This window comes from uncultured Alistipes sp. (genome assembly GCF_963931675.1).
Taxonomy (GTDB): domain Bacteria; phylum Bacteroidota; class Bacteroidia; order Bacteroidales; family Rikenellaceae; genus Alistipes.
The window spans coordinates 615157-633103 of record NZ_OZ007039.1 but is presented as its reverse complement, the minus strand read 5'-3'; the positions used below and the strand labels follow the sequence as shown (position 1 = coordinate 633103).

The window sequence follows — 17947 nt, the reverse complement described above, 5'->3', positions numbered from 1 at the left end:
CTGGTCTTGAAGAGGCGGCAAGCCGCCATTGATGCAGACAACCACCCCAAACCCCTCCTTGAAAGGAAGGGTTTGGGCTTTAAGAAAGCCCCCTTTGGGTTTGGGGGCAGCCGATTCGAATAGGGATTCGACCCGGTTTTCTGCTACCGGGGCTTGTGGGGAGGTTATAAGGTTGGAGAGCGGGGATTTGCGTCTGAGCCATGTGCCGGTCGGCCGCCCCTGAAACCGTCTTCTTAAGACGGCGGATCACTTCGGCGCCTTGACGAAATCGAGCAGCGCCTGGGCGGTTGCCTCGGGCTCTTCGAGGAAGCCCATGTGCCCTGAATTTTCGAGCCAGACAACCCGGGCTTCGGGATGGTCGGCAACCATCTTCTCGGCGACCTCTACCGGAATGTAGTTGTCCTTGCGCCCGAGGATGAAGAGCACCGGCACCCGGGTCTCGCGCAGCATCGCATTTTGATCCTTGCGGTCGATCATGCCGTTCAGCAATGCCACGATTCCGTCATCTTCGGTGATGAAGACCTGTTCGGTGAGATCCTCGATGTAATCCTTCATCCGGTCCCGGTTCTCCTCGGCGAATCCTGCTGCCGGGGCGACCCGCGCCAGCAACTCCTTCTTGCCGGCCTTCACCAATGCAATCTCGCGCCGACGGTTCTCGGCCTTCTCCGGCGTGTCCGGATTCGGCGTCGAACTCAGCAATACCACTCCGTCGAGCAGGTCGGGGTGGCGTTCGCAGAGGGCCAGGGCCACGTAGCCGCCCATGGAGTGCCCGACGATCGTGCAGCGGGAGATTCCCAGCGCACGGATGGCATCGGCCACGGTGTCGGCCAGAAACTCCATCGAGTGCTTTTCGCCCTGGACGACGGAGATGCCGTGCCCGGGGATGTCGAGCGTCACGACGCGCACCTCCTTATATAAATAAGGTATGAAATCCTCCCAGACGAGCATCGATTCGAGATAACCGTGCAGCAGCACGATACATCGCTCTCCCTGTTGGGAGTCGCAGACATGCAGGGCCGTGGGCCCTGCCATGATGAATTTTTCGATCATGGGTGAACGGGTTTATGCTTCCTCTTCGTCGTCGAGGTAGTCGAGTGCGGATTCGCGCTTGATGTAGGAGGTGTACGCATCGTCGTCCTCATCCTCCTCGAATTTGCTGTAGAGGGCGTGACGTTCTTTACCGCTTTTGCGGATGGGTTCGAGGCGCTTGGCTTTCCGAAGTTCGTCCGTGTCGTGTTCACGGACTCCCTTTTGTGTTTTCATGGATAGGGAAATGGAAAAGGTTGGTAATTAGAAGTTTTCGCGGTCGAACGTGCCTTCGAAAACCCGGCGGGCGGGACCCGAGAGGCGGACGTCCGTGTAAATCTGCGTGTGTGGTTCATGCGAAAACCGTACCGCGAGTGTCCCTCCGGGTACGGAGACTGCATAGCGGGAAGTTTCGGGCTGGAGGGCGAAGTTGGCCACGATGGCAGCGGCGGTAGCCCCGGTTCCGCAGGCGAGGGTTTCGTTCTCCACGCCGCGTTCGTAGGTACGGATCCGGATGGCGCCCTTCCCGGTGACCTGGACGAAATTGACGTTCGTACCTTGCGGGAAACGAGCCGTGTCGTAGCGGATCGTGCGGCCGCAACCCACGACATCGACCGAATCGAGGTTGTCGACGAACTCGACGTAATGGGGCACTCCCGTATTGAGGAACCACCAGCTGTCGCCTTCGTGAATCTCACGGACGGCAATCATGCCGAGTTCGATCTCTCCGGTGAGCCCCTTCGTGCGGAGAATGCGGGCGGTGTGGAGTCCGTCTGCGGCGTCGAAGAATTTGGTTTCGCCTCCGATTCCGAGGTGTTCGGCGAAGAGCGTGAAACATCGGGCGCCGTTGCCGCACATTTCGCCTTCCGATCCGTCGGCGTTGTAGTAGCGCATCGAGCAGTCGATTTCGGCACTGTGGGCCAGGGTCATCACTCCGTCGGCTCCGATTCCGAAGTGGCGGTCGCACAACCGGGCGATCAAGCCGGGCTCGGGCGTGAAGACGCCGTTGCGGTTGTCGATGAGGATGAAGTCGTTTCCGGCACCCTCGTATTTTGCAAATTCGGTTTGCACCTTTCGGCTGTTTTGTCCCGGCAAGTCGGTGACCTGGCGGTTGTTCCCGGATTGTACGGCGCACGGTCGGGCCTCTTTGTGCGGCGGTTTATCCTGTACAAAAATAGTAAAACTTCTAAAAGTTTTGCTACTTTTGTGAAAAATATCCGCCCGAGAGTCTCGGAGTCCGGATATTTTGTAAGACAAAGGTGTTTTTTAAAGGTCTAATCTATGAAAAGTGTGCTTTTCAAGCATCGTTCGATACGTAAATTCCGCCCGACGCCGATTCCCGAAGAGGTTCTGCGCGAATGCCTTGAAGCCGCCACGCGGGCTTCGACGTGCGGCAACATGCAGCTCTATTCGCTGATCGTGACCCGTGACCGGGCGTTGCGCGAGAAACTCTCGCCGTGCCATTTCAACCAGCCGATGGTCCTGGAGGCTCCGTGTCTGGTGACGGTGTGCGCCGACGTGCACCGTTTTACGATGTGGTGCGAACAGCGCGACGCCGATCCGGCCTACGACAACTTCGCGTGGTTCCTGAACGCCTCGGCGGATGCGTGGCTGGCGACGCAGAATCTCTGCGTGGAGGCCGAACTGCACGGGCTGGGGATCTGCATCCTCGGCACGACGATCTATACCGCGGGTGACATTTCGCGGATCCTGGAGCTCCCGAAGGGGGTTATTCCCCTCACAACGGTAGTGCTGGGCTATCCGGCCGAATCGCCCGGGTTGACCGACCGCCTTCCGTTGGATGCGGTGGTCCATTACGAGAAATACACGGACTATACGACTGCGGAGATCGACGAACTGTGGGCCGAACGCGAGGAGTCGGAACTGACGAAACGGCTGCTGGAGGAGAACGGCCTGCCGAATCTGGCGAAGATCTTCACCGAACGGCGTTATGTGAGGCGGGACAACCTGGCCATCTCGGAGTCCTATTTTGCGCTGTTGAAAGAGAAGGGCTTCTTCAATCACTGATCCTCCGTGGGCAAGCTGTGCCGCATAATCGTTGCAGCGCTGCTGGGCCTGGTGGGCTCGGCGTGCAGCGTCACGCGGCATATTCCCGAGGGCAGCTACCTTGTGCAGCAGGTGAAGGTGGAATCCGACCGGACGGTTCCGCGCCGGGAGCGGATCCCGGCTTCGGAGCTGGAGAAGTACGTGCGCCAGAGTCCGAACAAACGCTTCCTGGGAACGAATTTCTACGTCTGGCTCTACGAACAGGCCAATCCTGCGAAGGAGAACCGCTGGAACGAATGGAAACGGAAGATCGGCGAAGCCCCGGTGCTGCTGGACCAGAGCCTTACGCAGAAGAGCGCCGAGAACCTGAAGGTCTACATGGATTCGAAAGGGTTCTTCAATTCGCAGGTCTCGTTCCGGGTCGACACCGTGTCGCGTCGCAAACGGGCGAAGGTCTACTACCATACGCATCAGGGCGCCCCTTACCGGATCGATTCGATTTCCTACGAATTCCAGGACCGGTTCCTCGAACAGATCGTTCTCCCGGATACGTCGCGGACGCTGCTCCGGCAGGGGGCGATCTACGACGTGACGGTGCTGGATGCCGAACGGGAACGGATTACGGAGTACCTGCGGGACCGGGGTTACTACAACTTCTCGGTGAACAACATCATGTACCTGGCCGATACGCTGGGCGGAGGCCGGAAGGTGGACCTTCGGGTGGTCGTCAAGCAGTACCTGTCGGGTTACGATGCCCGAGGCAAGGCCGTGATGGACAACAACATGGTCTACCGCATCGACCGGATCAACATCTTCCCGGACTACGACCCGACGGAGCTCCGGAACGATACGACACTCTTCTCGCGGCTGGATACGACCTACTACCGGGGTCTGAACATCATCTACGAAAAACGTCCGAACCTGCGGCCGCGGGTGTTGCGTCAGACGGTCCCGCTCTACCCGAACTACATCTACAACTCGTCGCAGGTCAACCGGGCCTATGCGGACCTGATGTCGCTGGGCTATTTCAAGAGTACGCGGATTGCGTTTGAGGAGCAGCCGCAGCGTGTGGATTCCACGAACTACGTCTCGTTCATCGGATCGTCGGCGGACTCCACGCAGACGACGCTCTATACGCGGGAGGGTTATCTGACGTGCAACATCCTCTGTACGCCGACGCTGCGCCAGAGCGTGAAAGTGGACCTCGAAGGGAGCACGACGTCGAGTTTCTACGGACTGAAGGCCACGGTGGGTTACCAGAACCGGAATATTTTCCGGGGTGCGGAGTCTTTCGACATGTCGTTCACGGCGGGATACGAGTTCATGAAGGCCCCGGATGCGCGGAAGAAACGGGCCACGGAGTTCGGAATCACGGCGGGCCTGACCTTCCCGCGGTTCCTGGCGCCGTGGCACATGCGCCGCTTTCGGAACGTGAACCAGCCCCGGACGAAGATCGAGATTTCGGTGAATTTCCAGGACCGTCCCTACTATGCGCGGACGCTGTCGAGTGCGGGTCTGACATATCTGTGGACGAACAACCGCTATTCGAGTTTCTCGCTGCGGCCGATCGACATCAACGTGATCGACATGACCCGGCCGGTGGACCCGGAGTTTCTGGGGAGCACGCAGAACAAATACCTGATCAACAGTTTCAGCACGCAGTTCATCGGGGGACTGTCGTTCGGCTACAGCTACAACAACCAGCGGAAGAACTTCGGGGGCAACGCCACGACGGTCCGTTTCAACGGCGAGACGGCGGGCAACCTGATCGATGCCGTGGAGCACGCCTTTTTCTCCCCGGCGGCCGGGAAGGACTACTATACGATCTTCGGCATCCAGTATTCGCAGTATTTCCGGACGGACCTGAGTGTGAGCCGTAAAATCATGCTGGGGGACGTGACGGCACTGGTCGGACACCTCTACGGCGGTGTGGCGATGGCCTACGGGAATTCGGAGTCGGTTCCGTTCGATCGCCAGTTCTACTGCGGCGGCAGCAACGGTATGCGGGGCTGGGCGCCGCGAACGCTGGGTCAGGGTTCGGTGGCGAATCCGCACAACGCCTTCCCGGTGCAGACGGGCGATGTGAAACTGGAGGCGAATCTGGAACTGCGTTTCCCGATCTGGGGCATGATCCACGGTGCGACGTTCTTCGACGTGGGCAACATCTGGTATATCCGCCAGAATCCGAACGAGTATTCGGACGATGCGGTTTTCCATTTCGACCGTTTCTACCGGCAGTTGGGTTTCAACACGGGTCTGGGTCTTCGTTTCGACATCAAGTTTGCGGTGCTGCGCCTCGACTGGGGCATCCAGCTTCACAATCCGAACAATCCGGCGGGCGAGCGTTGGATCCACAACTTCAAGTGGAAGAATACGGCGCTGAACTTCGGGGTGGGTTATCCGTTTTAGTGCGGGCCGCGGGGTGGAGCCGCTGCAACTTGTTCCGGCCAACCTTCCGGCCAACCTTTCGACCAACTTTCCGGCCAACCTCCCGGCCCTCTTCCGATCCTTTTCCGCCCCTCTTCCGGTTCTCTTTTGCGTCCTCCGGCCTTCTCTCCGGCCTCTTCTTTTCCGCCTCTCCTGTCCGGCTTCTTAGGCCCTTTTCAGCCTTCTTCCTGCCTTTCTGATCCTTTCGGTCTGCCCGGTCCGGTTCGGCCAGCCCGGCCAGCCTGCTCCTTCGGCCAGCCCGACTCAGAAGGGATACCCGATGGCGAGGTGGAATCCCAGCCCGTCCCTGAAACTGGAGATGTTGTAATAGCCCCGTTTGTCGGGATTGGGATAGGGGGTGTGGATGCCGATCCCGAGGTCTGCGCGGATGACCAGATAACTGATGTCGTAGCGCAGCCCGAATCCGGTTCCGAGTGCGATTTCATTGAGCAGTCCTTTCCATTTGAGTTCGGCTCCCGGACGTTTGGGGTCGTTTTTCAGCAGCCAGACATTTCCAGCGTCGAGGAAGACGGCGCCGTTCAGACGTCCCATGATCCCGAACCGGTATTCGATATTGGCTTCGAGTTTGAAATCGCCGGTCTGGTCGAGATATCCGTCGCTGTCGTCGGCGGGCGGGCGGTAGCTGCCGGGGCCTATGGAGCGGACGGTGAAGGCGCGGATGCTGTTTGCTCCTCCGATGTAGAACTGTTCGCTGTAGGGCATCACCTCGGAGTTTCCGTAGGCATACCCCACGCCGACGAGGAAGCGGGTTGCGAGCCAGTTGTTGCGGCGGCCGATGCGGTGGTAGAACTTCACTTCGCTGACCTCCTTGACGAACTGCGAGAACTGGTTGCCGAAGAGGAGTTGGGGTTGTCGTTCGCCGCAGGCGCGCAGGATTCCGGCGAGGAGGTTCCCGGCGGATGTGAGGCTGTTCTGCCAGTAGAAGCGGCGGTTTCCGGTTGCGCCGTAGGTTTTGTCGAAGGTGTAGGTATAACTGATCGAGGGTACGAACTGGTTCCGGAAACTCATGGCGATGGAGGGGTTCTCCTCCATGGTCTGGTCGAAACTGGCGGTGGTATGGAGCAGCCGGTTGTAGGTGAGTTTGAAGACCGTGAGGGCGTGGTGGCTGTAGGGGGATGTCTGGAAATTGTATCCTGCCGACCCGCTGAAGGCAATCAGGTGAAAGAAACGGGGCCGGTTCATCAGGTCGACACCCAGCTGGAACGAGGTGCTTCCGGGATAGCGCATCCTGCGGACCCACTCGCGGGGCAGCAGCAGCCGGGGGAGGTTCAGGTTCGCATTGAGCCCCAGCTCATAGGAGTTGAGCCGCGAGGAGCGTCCTCCGGAGTTTTTGTTTCCGGTCTGCCACTCGTAGGATCCGTTCAGCTTGACATCGAGGACCTCGCCGCCGCGGAAGAGGTTATTGTTGCTGACCTTGAGGGCGATACCGGGTCCGATGAAGCTGTTTGACTTGGAGGTGACATCGGTTTCGAGTGCGACCTCCAGCGGGTAGTCGAACCGGGCGTCGATGGCGACGTCGAGCGAGTCCCCGCCGCGCAGCGAATCGAGCGGTGTGACCGAGAGGCTGACGGATCGGAAGATGCCGAGCTTGTTGAGTTCGGTTTGGGTCCGGTTCTGGGCCTCGACGGTAAAGAGCTCGCCGGGTTCGAGGGTGAGGGTCCGGGCGAGGAGCCGAGGCCGGATCTTCATGGGTTGCTGGGCGAATACCGTGGCGTTGCGGATGCGGAGCGTATCGACGGGCCCGGGCTGAAGGTTCCGGAGACGCACGGTGACATCCCCCACACGATAGGGCTTGAGGGCCGTGGCCGGGAGATTGGGTTTCAGATTCAGCCGCAGGTCGACCTGTTGGCGGCGCTGGGTCGTATCGGCGAGGTATTCGAGGTATTCGGGGCGGAAGTAGTAGTATCCGCGGTTTCGGAGGATTCCGGTGATCCGCTGCTGTTCGGCGGTCAGCGTATCGAGGTTGTACTGCGCGCCGGATCGGATCAGCGAGGTGGCGCGGAGGCTGTCGATCAGGGGCTCCATCGTCGGGTTGACCTTCGGATACTCGACGCTGCCGTAGTACCAGGGTCGTGCGATGCGGAGTGTGTAGTCGACCTTTGCTTTGCGCCCGTGCTTGCGGTAGCGCAGGGAGTCCGAGATGCGGGAGCCGAAATAGCCGTGGTTTTCGAGGGCCTGTTCGGCGACCCGGGTGCGGACTGCGGGCTGGACCCTCGAGAGGAGGACGGGCTCTTTGGCCAGCCGTTTGTAGAACCAGTATTTGAATCCCTTTTCGCGGGGTGTGTAGCAGTAGTTCCAGGCCCACAGTCCGGTCGGGAAGGGGGTGCGCAGATAGGGGCTGTAGAGCGGGTTGTTGGGAGCCACGGAGAGGGGTTCGCGGGCGGCGCTTTCGGCCTCGGCGGAGAGTACGACCCCCGAATCGGGGAGGATGCGGAAGTGTTTCACCCCGGTGTAGAGGACCTCGCCCTCCGGGATACGGCGGGTTGTGGAGCAGGCTCCGAGCAGCAGCAGCCCCACGGCGGTGAGTACGCCCCGGATTCTATTGAGCCTCGTCTTCATGTCGTACCTGTTTTTGGGGTTTGGGTTTCGACGACCGGAAGAGGTCCCCGAGCCGTGAGATCCGTTTGCGGATGACGAATCCGACGCCGGTTTCGGTAATTTCGCCTTCGAGGATGCTTTCGTAACCGGTGTGCCGGAAGAGGCGGATGTACATGTTGTCGCGTTTGTCGAGCATGTATTCGATCGAGATGTCGTCGATGAGGTTCTCCTTGAGGTTCTGGGTCGGGTCGGTGTCGGTGCTGAACTTGCCTCCGATGACGGCGCGGATGCGGTCGCTGAAGAGGTTCTTGGAGAGGCGGTAGGAGTAGTCGGTCCGCTGCCCGTTGGGGTCATCCTGGCCGTAGGAGTCGATTCCGAAGGAGAGGTCCACACCCTTGAGGCTGTTTTGCGCCCACTGGTTCAGTTCGTTCTGGATAAAGGTGTTGAGCGGGTTTTCGGAGCTGACCTTGGCGGTGGTCCCGGGCCCGGTGTAGGTGTTGTATATCAGTAGGTTCATGGCCTGATTGGCCCGCTGTTCGGCGGTGAGGGAGTTGAGTTGGTTCTGCATCGTGAGGTCCTCGGGCGCCGCGAGGTCGAAGCTGATGGCCAGGTCGGTGAGCGTGTTGCGGATATTGATCGAGATGTCGAAATTCACCGCCCGGGCATCCTGACCGTCGGACGAGGAGGAGACGGTTGTGCGGATGCTCTCCACGGCGGTGATGTTGAACGACGGGTCGGCGGGGTCGCCGATCCATTCTACGTAGCTGCCCTCCTTGATCCTGAAAACTTTCTGTGCGATGACGGGCGGGTTGTACCTGACGTTTCCGCCCGAGAGGACATATTTCCCTGCGAGACGCATGTCGCCCAGGGGGTTCATCGTGTAGGCGAGGTTCCCTCCGCCGCGGAGGTCGATGCGGTTGCTGCCGTCGGTGGAGAGGTCGACGGCGGCCTTGACGTCGTTGTTGATGTCGATGTTCAGGGCGATGTCCAGCCCTCCGATCTTCACGGGCGGGAGCTCTTCGAGGGGTTCCTGCGCGTCGAGATCGCGGAAGGAGACGAACGTGATGAGGTTCTGCGACTGCTCCTTGACCTCCATCGGGGAACCCTGCATGACGTAGTTGATGTCTGTTCCGCCGAGCAGGGCGACGTTTCCGCGGACCGCAAGTTCGTCGACGGGCCCCTTGACGGAGGTATTCAGGTCGAGGTAGGCGGTTCCGTAGACGGTTGTCCGTTCCTTGCGGGGGACGTTCACGAGTTGGAAATCCGCGGCCCGCAGGGTAAGGTCGGCACTCATGCGTGCGAAATCCGAAAGGTCGACCTCGCCGTTGATTGTCAGCGGTTTGCGATTCGGGGCGAGGATGGCGTATCGATCGAGGAGCAGGCGGCTGCGGTCGAAGCGGATGGTGTCGTCGGCGAGCGTGAATGCGGTGCCGATCATCGGGACGCGGAGCTGCGTGCCGGCGAAGTGCAGACCGCCGTCGAGGATGGGCCTCCGGGGCGATCCCGTTGCGTGGAGTTCGGCGGAGAGATCCCCCGAGAGTTGCAGCATCTCTTCGGGGAGGAAGAGATTGAGACGTTGCAGGGGAAGCCCCGGGATGGCGAGCGAAGCCGTGAGGGGATTTTCGTCCTCTTTCCGATAGCGGACGGAGGCCGCCAGCATATCGATGGAATCGAGCGAGAGCCGGGCTTCGGCCTGCTGCCCGGCGCCCTGGGCATAGCGTGCCGTGAGCGCCACATCCCCGAATCGCTGCTGGTCGTAGGAGAGCCCGGCGACGGAGACCGTCCCCTGCATCCCGAGCGTATCGGCCCCCAACCTCAGGGCGAGATCGGCGCCGAAAATACCGTCGACGGGCGGCGCCGAGGGGAGCAGCTTCAGGATGGTCCCGATCCCCAGCCCGGCCGTTTCGAGCCGAATTCCGTCCGTCGAACCCTCTTCGGGGAGCGAATGGATGGCGAACCGCTGCTCTCCGCGGGTCAAATCGAGGTCGGCCCCGATCCTGCGGTCGAAGCGGTAGACGAGGTAGTTGCCGGGATTGACGGCCCAGGGTTCGAATCCGAATTGCGGATCGGGCCCGAGCGTTACGCGGACGAGGGAGTCGTTCCATGCGGCGTCGATCTGCGAGCGCAATCCTTCGCGGCCGCTGCGGTCGCGCTGGTAGAGGTTGGCCCGGGCGGTATTCTGTACGATGCTGCCGTAGACGCCGGCAGCGGCCAGGTGGTCGAGATTCCCGGGGGCGTTGGCCACCCGGAGGGCATATTGCAGCCGGGGGCCTCTTTGCCGCATCGACACCTCCACGCTGTCGAGGCGGATGCCTCCCGAAGTCAGCCCCTCGACCTGCATTCCGAGCGCCACGGGCAGCGAATCCCCCTTCATCCCGAGCATTTCCAGCCTTCGGAAGGCGACCTGCTTCGTGCGGAGGAAGTTGTTCAGGATGTTGTTTCGTCCGGCCGAGAGTTGCAGCCGGAAATCGGGCAGGACGGGCCTCAGTGAATCCATGTCGAGCCGTTGGGCCTGCATCTGCTGCGTCAGCACGCCGATACACCGGGGCAGTGCGTTCTTCAGCGAATCGAGTGCCTCCGGGGAGCGGAACTCCAGTCGTAAATCTCCCGATTGCATCTCGGCCCGGGTCTGCGTCGAATCGGTGTGGAAGGCTGCGCTCGCAGGAAGGATCCGGTCGACCTCCGTTCCGTTCCGAATGGCGATGCTGTCCAGGGCGATGCGGGCGTCGTAACATCCGGGGGCGTTGGCCGCGGCTTCGGCATCGAGGTGGAACATTCCGCCGATCGGTTCGGCGATCAGCCCCAGTGCCGCGAGATCGAACCATCCGACCCGCCCTGTCATCCGGGCCTGCTGCCGCTCCCGGGTCAACTGCCCCTCGATTCCGAGCGCGAGCCGCAGGACCGAATCGCGGTCCTCGATCCGTCCGGTCAACCGTCCCTCCGCAAGTCCGGCCTCCACGCTGACCCCACCGAAGTCGTGCCTGCGATATTCCGCCCGTGCAACCTCTAACTGAATCCGGCCCCGGGTCGCGGGAGCCAGTGGATCAAACCCTTCGCCTCGGGCGGAGAGTGTCAGATCGATCCGTCCGAGCGAATCGGACGGCAGGAAACTCCCTGCCGGGAAACTGTCGCAGCGAATCGTCGCCTCGTAGGCCTTCCGTTGCGCGTCGAACTGTCCCTCCAACCCGATGCGGCCCTCCGTTCCGGTGCGGCCGGTTCCGTTTTCACCCGCACCCGCACCTGTTTCTGCATCGCGCCGTCCCGTCCCGGCCGTCAGTACCGAAGCCAGCGAATAGACCCCGTGTGAAGCCGTTGCCGAGCCCTGCAATCCGATTCGCCGCGGGAGTGCCACCCTGCGGCGCAGGGCCGTATCGGGCAGGACCTCCAGCAGAAACGCCGGATTGCGGAGTGCACCCCGGAACCGGGCCGAAGCGTCCAGCCGTTTCGGATCGAGCGGATAGCGTGCCTTGCCGTCCAGTGTAAGGGAGAGCCATTCAGGCGAGGAGATCTCCACGCCGATCTTTTCGAGCTCCTCCCATGTTCCGGCCGTGGCGAGATGCAGCCTGAGCAGCCGGTTGTCCAGCGGTGCGGGAATCGCCGCGGGGGCGATGCGGGCCAAGTCGCGGGTGGCCACTTCGGCCGTCAGATCGGCCGTCAGCGGGGCGGTCGGCTCCATTTGCAGCGCCCCGGGGCCTGCCGTCAGGTCGGCCTGCAGGTGTGAGGCTGCGGTGGCGAGCTCGAATCCCGAGAGCGAAATCCCCTCCGGTCCCATTTCGAAACGCCCCTGCGTCCGTTCTACCGTGAGCCCGCAGCGTTCGGTGAAGGCCAGCTGCCGGATCTGCAGGGCGACCGCTCCGCCGCGGTTGTAGAGCGAGTCGACCGTCAGATCGACCCCGTTCAGGACGATCCGTCCGGGATCGAATCCCTCCGCCGGACGATGTCCTGCAACACCGTAAGCAACCCGGTTCCCGGCTAACGCCAGCTTCCCGATCCGGATGCTCCACGGTTCGGACGTTGTTTCCGGTTGAGGCGTTGCTTCCGCTCCCGAACGGTTCGGACGTCCGTCGGCTTCCGGCATGGCGGTCTTTTCTATGCTTGCCGCTCCCGCTTTCTCGGAAATCCCGACCGTCCCGACCGTCCCGACCGTCCCGACCGTCCCGACCGTCCCGGCAGTCCCGGCAGTCCCGGCAGTCCCGGCAGTCCCGGCTGTGGGAGGTGCAACGAAATAGGCGTAGTCGCCCCGGTCGATCCATACGCGGACTACGGCCACCTGCTGGCTGTCGAGCTGCACCCGACACTGCTCCACACCCCCTTCGGCCAACTGCACCGACAACTCCGGATCGATCCCCTCCGCTCCCATTTCGAAGGCCGTGCGGCGGATCGAGAGGGTGTCGAGATCGATGGCCCAGCGCAGCGGGGCGGTGGCGGAGTCGGGTTTCTCTTCGGCTGTCGGCTCTCCGGGATGGAGGACGATGGCGGCGCTGTCCAGCGCGATGTGCCGGACGGCAGCCTTTTCGTGCTGCAGGTCGGCCCGCAGCTGCTCGATGGCGAACAGCCCGGCCGCAATTCGCAACTCGAATCCCGTCGCCGTATCCCGGTAGCGGGCCGCCAGACGTTCGACTTCGAACTCCCGGACAACCGCCCGCTTGCGGACCAGCGGCCAGGGGTTGACCTCCAGGGCGATCCGTCCGCAGTCGACGAGCGTATCGCTGCAGTCGAGGATCCGGATCTGCTCGGCGGCGAGCCGCAACGGGAAGCGCAACCGGAACCGCTCTACGGAGATCTCCAGCCCGAGGCTTTTCGAGAGGGGGCCCAGGGCTTTGCGCCGGGCCAGTTCCTGCACGGCCGGGACATAGAGCAGGCCCAGGCAGCAGAAGAGCAGCAGAACGATTGCAAGCACTCCCCGAAGGGTATATTTGAGGAATTTTTTCACGATTGGCCGTCGCTGCGGAATTACCCTGCAAGGTACAAAAAGCGGGCGATTAAACCAATCGTCCGCCCGTAAAAAGAGGCCTATGCATACCGGATTTTGCTCCCGGAGCTCCGCTTTGCGCCGTCTATCCGTGCTGTTGCCGGGTCCTGTACTGCGACGGAGACATGCCGGTGTTGCGTTTGAAGTAGCTTCCGAAGAACGACTGGTTGGGGAAATTCAGCGAATAGGCAATCTCCTGCACGCTCATGTCCGAATATTTGAGCAGCGTTTTGGCTTCGAGGATCACGTAACTGTCGATCCATTCCGAGACGGACTTTCCGCTGATGCGTTTGATCAGCGTGGTGAGGTACTTGGGGGTAATGCAGAGTTGCTGGGCGTAGAATCCGACGCTTCGTTCTCGTTTGTAGCTTTCGTTGAGCAGCCGGATGAATTGCGTGAAGTGTTCCTTGGCACGGTCGTGGGCCGGGTTTTCGACTTCGGGATGCTCCGAAAGGTAGCGGTGGAGGATCTCGCCGACCTTGTAGATGGTTCCCGAGATGAGCCCCCCGATGATTTCGGTCGAGAATTCGCTCTCCGGCGCCTTGAGTTCCTGTTCGATCAGGGCGATGAAACTCTGCATGGCCTGGCATTCGTCGTGCGAGATATCCAGGCAGGGATAGGATGCAAATTGCAGGAGCAGCGGCAGCAGGTGTTTCGTGTCGATGTTGATGCGCTTGAAGAAGTCGGGCGATATGGCGATGGTGTGTACGGTCAACTGTTCGACGGACTGGCCCTGGAGAATGCTGTTGGGCCCGCAGATGAACAGCGTGTCCTTTTTGATCCGGAATTCCTGGAGATTGAGCAGTCCGGAGCATTCGCCTTCGGTCCCGACTCCGATGATGAACGCATCGATTCGACATGGATCCCGGAATGTCTGCAGATGGGATTTGGTGCTGGCGGCGATGCATTCACCCATTATCCCCGGCCTGTTTGTACCTCCGTGTATGGAGATGAGTTCCTGAAGCGTAAAGCGGGTGATGGGGGTTTCCCGGATCTCGTTGTTCATCTTCTCATTAAGTAAGTTAGGGTGTGTTGTCATACGGAACTATAACGGCAAAGCGTGCCGAAAAGTCTTTTAAGGCGAAAGAATGAACATTTTACGAGTTGTTTTGAAGGGTCGTGTTTTGGAAAACGGACGCCGAACCTGATGGTTCGGCGTCCGTTCGGGTATATTGGCCTCTGTTTTTCGTGCCCCCCCCCTCCAGCTTATTCGGCGGCAGGTGCAGGCGTCGTGGTGGCTGCGGGCGTCTCGGTGATTCCGAGCTCCTTCTTCACTTCGGGAGCGATGTCGGTCAACGTAGCCTCATCGAAGTAAGCCAGCGAACCCGTCGAGGTGTCGAATACGACGAGGTATCCGCCAGCTGCCGAGATCTTGTCGATGGCGTTCTTGGCCTTCTCGATGATCGGGGAGAGGAGTTCGTTCTGCTTTTTCTGATACTCCTGCTGTGCGCGCTCCTGGAATTCGCGGATTCGGGCCTGCAGGTCGTTGAGATCCTTCTCCTTCATCTCTTTGGCGATGTCGGTGAGGGTGTTGAAATTCTTCTGGAAATCCTGCAGTTTGGTATTGAATTCGACGTTCATCGTCTCGATGTTGTCCTGCAACTCCTTGGCATAAGCCTCCATGTTGGTCTGCATGGTCTTGGTTTCGGGCATCGACATGATGATCTCCTGCGTGTTGATGCGTCCGAATTTCTGCGCGAAGAGCGACGTGGACCCCATCAGCAGGGCGATGGCAAGTGTTAATTTGAGAATTTTTTTCATACGTTTATCAGTTAATGTTTTGATGTCGGTTTATTTTTTCAGGAGGTCGATCACCTGCTGCGTGCGTTCAACCGAGGGGTTGTTGTAGAGCAGCGTGGGGTTGTTCGAGGAGTCGAGGACGAGATCGGCTCCGACCTGTTTGGCATAGTTTTCAATGGCGGCGAAGACCTCTTTCTGGATCGGCGAGATCTTGGCGATTCGGGTTTTCATCAGGGTTCCCTCCTGCCCGAAGAGGCTTTCCTGATACTCCTGCGCCTCTTTTTCCTTGGCGAGGATTGTATTTTCGCGGGCCTGGCGAGCTGCCGAGGAGAGCGAAGCCTTCTGATACTGGTAGTTGTTGTAGAGGGTCTCTACCTCGGCGAATTTCTCATCCACCTGTTTCTGGTACTGTTTGGCGAGCGAATCCAGCTCTTCGATGGTGTTGTTGTAGGCGTCTATCGACTTGAATATCTTCTCGCTGTTGACGACTATGTAATTTTGTGCCGAGAGGATTCCTGCGGACAGCACACCTGCTGCCAATAAAATCAGCCGTTTCATAATCTGAAATTTTAAGTTATCGATTCCGGTTTTCCGGAGATGTTGTCATAAATATAACTCTTTTCTTTCAAATTTATTGCCATCAGGCCGATTTTAGAACTGCTGACCGAGGACAAAGTGGAACTGGCTGCCGCTCTTGGTGGTGGAGTTTGCGGGGGGATCGAATCCGTAGCCCCAGTCGATACCGAGCATACCGACGACGGGCAGATAGAGCCGCACGCCGAAACCGGCCGACCGTTTGATCTTGAAGGGCGAGAACTCCTTCCAGGAGTCGAACGCGTTACCGCCTTCGAGGAATCCGAGGACATAGATCTGCGACGAGGGTTTCAGAATGACCGGGTATCGCAACTCGGCGGTGTACTTGTTGTAACCGCGGGAGTAGTAGCTCGAAGGGTCGAGGGCGCCGTCTTCGTAACCGCGCATGGCGATGATGTCGATACCGTAGATGTTGTATCCCGACATGCCGTCGCCACCGACCTCATAACGCTGGAAGGGCGAGACCTTGTTCTTGTTGTAGCTTCCGAGGTATCCCATTTCGGCCTTGAGCATCAGCACGAGGTTCGAGTTGTTGAGGAATCCCTGGAACCACTGGGCCTTGAACTGCCACTTGTGGAATTCGATCCAGCGGTAGCGGTCCTGGTCGCTCATCGACTGGTCGGAGTAGTCCTTCCCGTCCCAGAGCGAGTAGGGGAGCGTAGCCTGCACCGAGGCGCTGAACTCCGAACCGCGGCGCGGATAGATGGGCTGGTCGACGGAGTTGCGGCCGAAGACGAGTTTCAGCGATAGGAGGTTCGAACTGCCGTTTTCGACGACGAATCCGGTCCAGTTCTTGAGGTTGTAGCGTTCGTAGCTGGCCTCGGCGTAGAAGGTGAAGTAGGGGTCGGGCCAGTTGAGGCGCTTTCCGAGACCGGCGGCGACACCGTACGTCCGGAAGTATTGCGTGGCGGTCTGCCAGATGTAGTATGCGTTGTTCTGCTCGGAGATATGTGCCGAGAAGGTGAACGAGTTGGGCTTCTTGCCGCCGAGCCAGGGGTCGGTGAAGCTCAGGGCGAAGGCCTTGTAATAGGTGCCGTTGGTCTGGGCCGAGAGCGAGAGCCGCTGGTTCTGCCCCATGGGGTAGGGTCTCCAGGCACCCTTCTTGAAGAAGTTCTTGACCGACAGGTTGTTCAGCGTGATGCCGACGGATCCCACGAAGGTGCCCGATCCCCAGCCTCCGGCGATGTTGAACTGGTCGGAAGCCTGCTCTTCGAGGGGCCAGTTGATGTCGACGAGCTCGTTGGTGACGGGCTTGATGTCGGGCATGATGGCCTCGGGGTTGAAGTGCCCCATGGATCCGAGCGTACGGATGGTCTGCATCAGCAGCGAGCGGTTGTAGAGCTCGCCCGGTCGGGTGTAGAGTTCGCGGCGGATGACCTCGTCGTCGACTCTCTGGTTTCCGGAGATCCCGACGTTGTTGATGGTAAACTGCTTGCCCTCGAAGACCTTGACTTCTATATCGATCGAGTCGGCTCCGATGATCGTCTCGGCGGGTTCGATCTGCGACATGAGGTATCCCTCGTTCTGGTAGAGCGACGACACGGACATTTCGTCGGGATTGCTCTCCTTGCCGATACCGAGCCGCTTGTGCATGGATTTCTTGTCGTAGGTGTCGCCCTTCTTGACGCCGAACATGCGCTGCAGGGCGTCGGTTTCATAGACGGAGTTTCCGACCCACGAGACGTTGCGGATGTAGTATTTGTTGCCTTCGGAGACTTCGAGGTCGATCCCGATCCGTTTTTCGTTGATCGGATAGATCGAGTCCCGGACGATGTTGGCGTTTCGGTAACCCTTCGAGTTGTAGAAGTCGATAAGGAGCTCCTTGTCGGCCTCGTAATCGGATTCGTTGAGTTTGGCGCCCTTGAAGAAGTTGATGGACTTCTGGTGCGTTTTCTTGAAGGTGCGGCGCAGGCGTTTGTCCTTGAACTGGTCGTTCCCGATGAAGTTGATCTGTCCGATCTTGACCTTCTCCTTGCGGTCGATCAGGAAGGTGACGTTGACGGCCTGTCCGGGGCGCAGGGAGTCGTTGTCGATCCGCACGTCCACTTCGGTGTTTCGGAAACCCTTTTCAGACCAATAGTCCCGAATGAGTTTCTTGTTCTTGTCGATGACGTAATCGGAGAGTTCGCTGCCTCGTTTGAGTTTGAGTTTTTCGAGCAGTTCCTTCTGCTTGCCCTTTGAGATCCCCTCGAACATCCAGTTGTAGACCCGGGGCCGCTCCTTGAGGAACACCTCCAGATCGAGGCTGTCTCCGTCGATTTCGGCTCCGATCTTCACGTCGGAGAAGAAGCGCTGGCTCCAGAATCGGGTGATTGCGTTTGCGATGAAGTTGCTGGGCAGATAGATCGAATCGCCCTCGATCAGTCCGGCGGACGACTTCAGCACGTCGGGGTTGAGGTACTTGACGCCGTGGACATTGATCTTTCGGATGTAGTACAGTTTGGGATCTCCGGCGCTTTTGAACATCGGTGCGTTTTCGGAGATGGCGGGTTTCGGAGCGGCCGTCGTATCCTGGGGCTGGGGCTCCTGGGCGAATATATTCGAGCAGCACAGCACGAGGAGGGCTGCAGCCGAGAATATCTTACCGGAATAGTTCATCTATGCTCTCTTGTCAAAACAAAT

General features: G+C 59.9%; 11 protein-coding genes. 2 read left to right on the top strand and 9 right to left on the bottom strand.

Features of this window, described 5'->3' with window-relative positions:
- Nucleotides 1-246 precede the first annotated feature (246 nt).
- The 3 genes from ABGT65_RS02660 to dapF are packed head-to-tail and all read right to left on the bottom strand — an operon-like array spanning nt 247 to nt 2097.
- Nucleotides 247-1050: an alpha/beta hydrolase gene (locus ABGT65_RS02660; protein ID WP_346699644.1), complete on the bottom strand. Its 804-nt coding sequence runs from the start codon at nt 1048-1050 to the stop codon at nt 247-249.
- Between the two features lie 12 nt (nt 1051-1062).
- Nucleotides 1063-1263, bottom strand: a complete 201-nt coding sequence (locus ABGT65_RS02655) for a hypothetical protein (protein ID WP_346699643.1) — start codon at nt 1261-1263, stop codon at nt 1063-1065.
- A 27-nt stretch (nt 1264-1290) separates the two neighbouring features.
- On the bottom strand, nt 1291-2097 hold the full coding sequence (dapF, locus tag ABGT65_RS02650) for a diaminopimelate epimerase (protein ID WP_346699642.1): 807 nt from the start codon (nt 2095-2097) through the stop codon (nt 1291-1293).
- A gap of 210 nt (nt 2098-2307) precedes the next feature.
- On the opposite strand from dapF, the gene ABGT65_RS02645 reads away from it, so the two are divergent.
- Both ABGT65_RS02645 and ABGT65_RS02640 read left to right on the top strand, forming a co-directional pair.
- Nucleotides 2308-3054 carry a nitroreductase family protein gene (locus ABGT65_RS02645; protein WP_346699641.1) on the top strand — a complete coding sequence of 249 codons (747 nt, stop codon included), beginning with the start codon at nt 2308-2310 and terminating at the stop codon, nt 3052-3054.
- 6 nt (nt 3055-3060) lie between these two features.
- Nucleotides 3061-5442: a BamA/TamA family outer membrane protein gene (locus ABGT65_RS02640; RefSeq protein ID WP_346699640.1), complete on the top strand. Its 2382-nt coding sequence runs from the start codon at nt 3061-3063 to the stop codon at nt 5440-5442.
- 282 nt (nt 5443-5724) lie between these two features.
- Here the strand turns inward: ABGT65_RS02640 and ABGT65_RS02635 are convergent, their stop codons facing one another.
- From ABGT65_RS02635 to bamA, 6 genes are all read right to left on the bottom strand, one after another.
- Complete coding sequence (locus ABGT65_RS02635) at nt 5725-8040, bottom strand: BamA/TamA family outer membrane protein (RefSeq protein WP_346699639.1); 2316 nt, start codon at nt 8038-8040, stop codon at nt 5725-5727.
- Nucleotides 8021-12919 (bottom strand): translocation/assembly module TamB domain-containing protein, encoded by a 4899-nt coding sequence (locus ABGT65_RS02630; RefSeq protein ID WP_346699638.1) that lies wholly within the window; start codon nt 12917-12919, stop codon nt 8021-8023. Before ABGT65_RS02630 ends, ABGT65_RS02635 begins: the two co-directional genes overlap by 20 nt.
- Nucleotides 12920-13076: 157 nt before the next feature.
- Nucleotides 13077-13997, bottom strand: a complete 921-nt coding sequence (locus ABGT65_RS02625) for a helix-turn-helix domain-containing protein (RefSeq protein ID WP_346699637.1) — start codon at nt 13995-13997, stop codon at nt 13077-13079.
- A 200-nt stretch (nt 13998-14197) separates the two neighbouring features.
- Nucleotides 14198-14752 carry an OmpH family outer membrane protein gene (locus ABGT65_RS02620; RefSeq protein ID WP_346699636.1) on the bottom strand — a complete coding sequence of 185 codons (555 nt, stop codon included), beginning with the start codon at nt 14750-14752 and terminating at the stop codon, nt 14198-14200.
- Nucleotides 14753-14782: 30 nt separating this feature from the next.
- Nucleotides 14783-15289, bottom strand: coding sequence for an OmpH family outer membrane protein (locus tag ABGT65_RS02615; protein WP_346699635.1), 507 nt, complete (start codon nt 15287-15289; stop codon nt 14783-14785).
- A gap of 93 nt (nt 15290-15382) precedes the next feature.
- Nucleotides 15383-17923 (bottom strand): outer membrane protein assembly factor BamA, encoded by a 2541-nt coding sequence (gene bamA, locus ABGT65_RS02610; RefSeq protein WP_346699634.1) that lies wholly within the window; start codon nt 17921-17923, stop codon nt 15383-15385.
- Nucleotides 17924-17947: the final 24 nt, after the last annotated feature.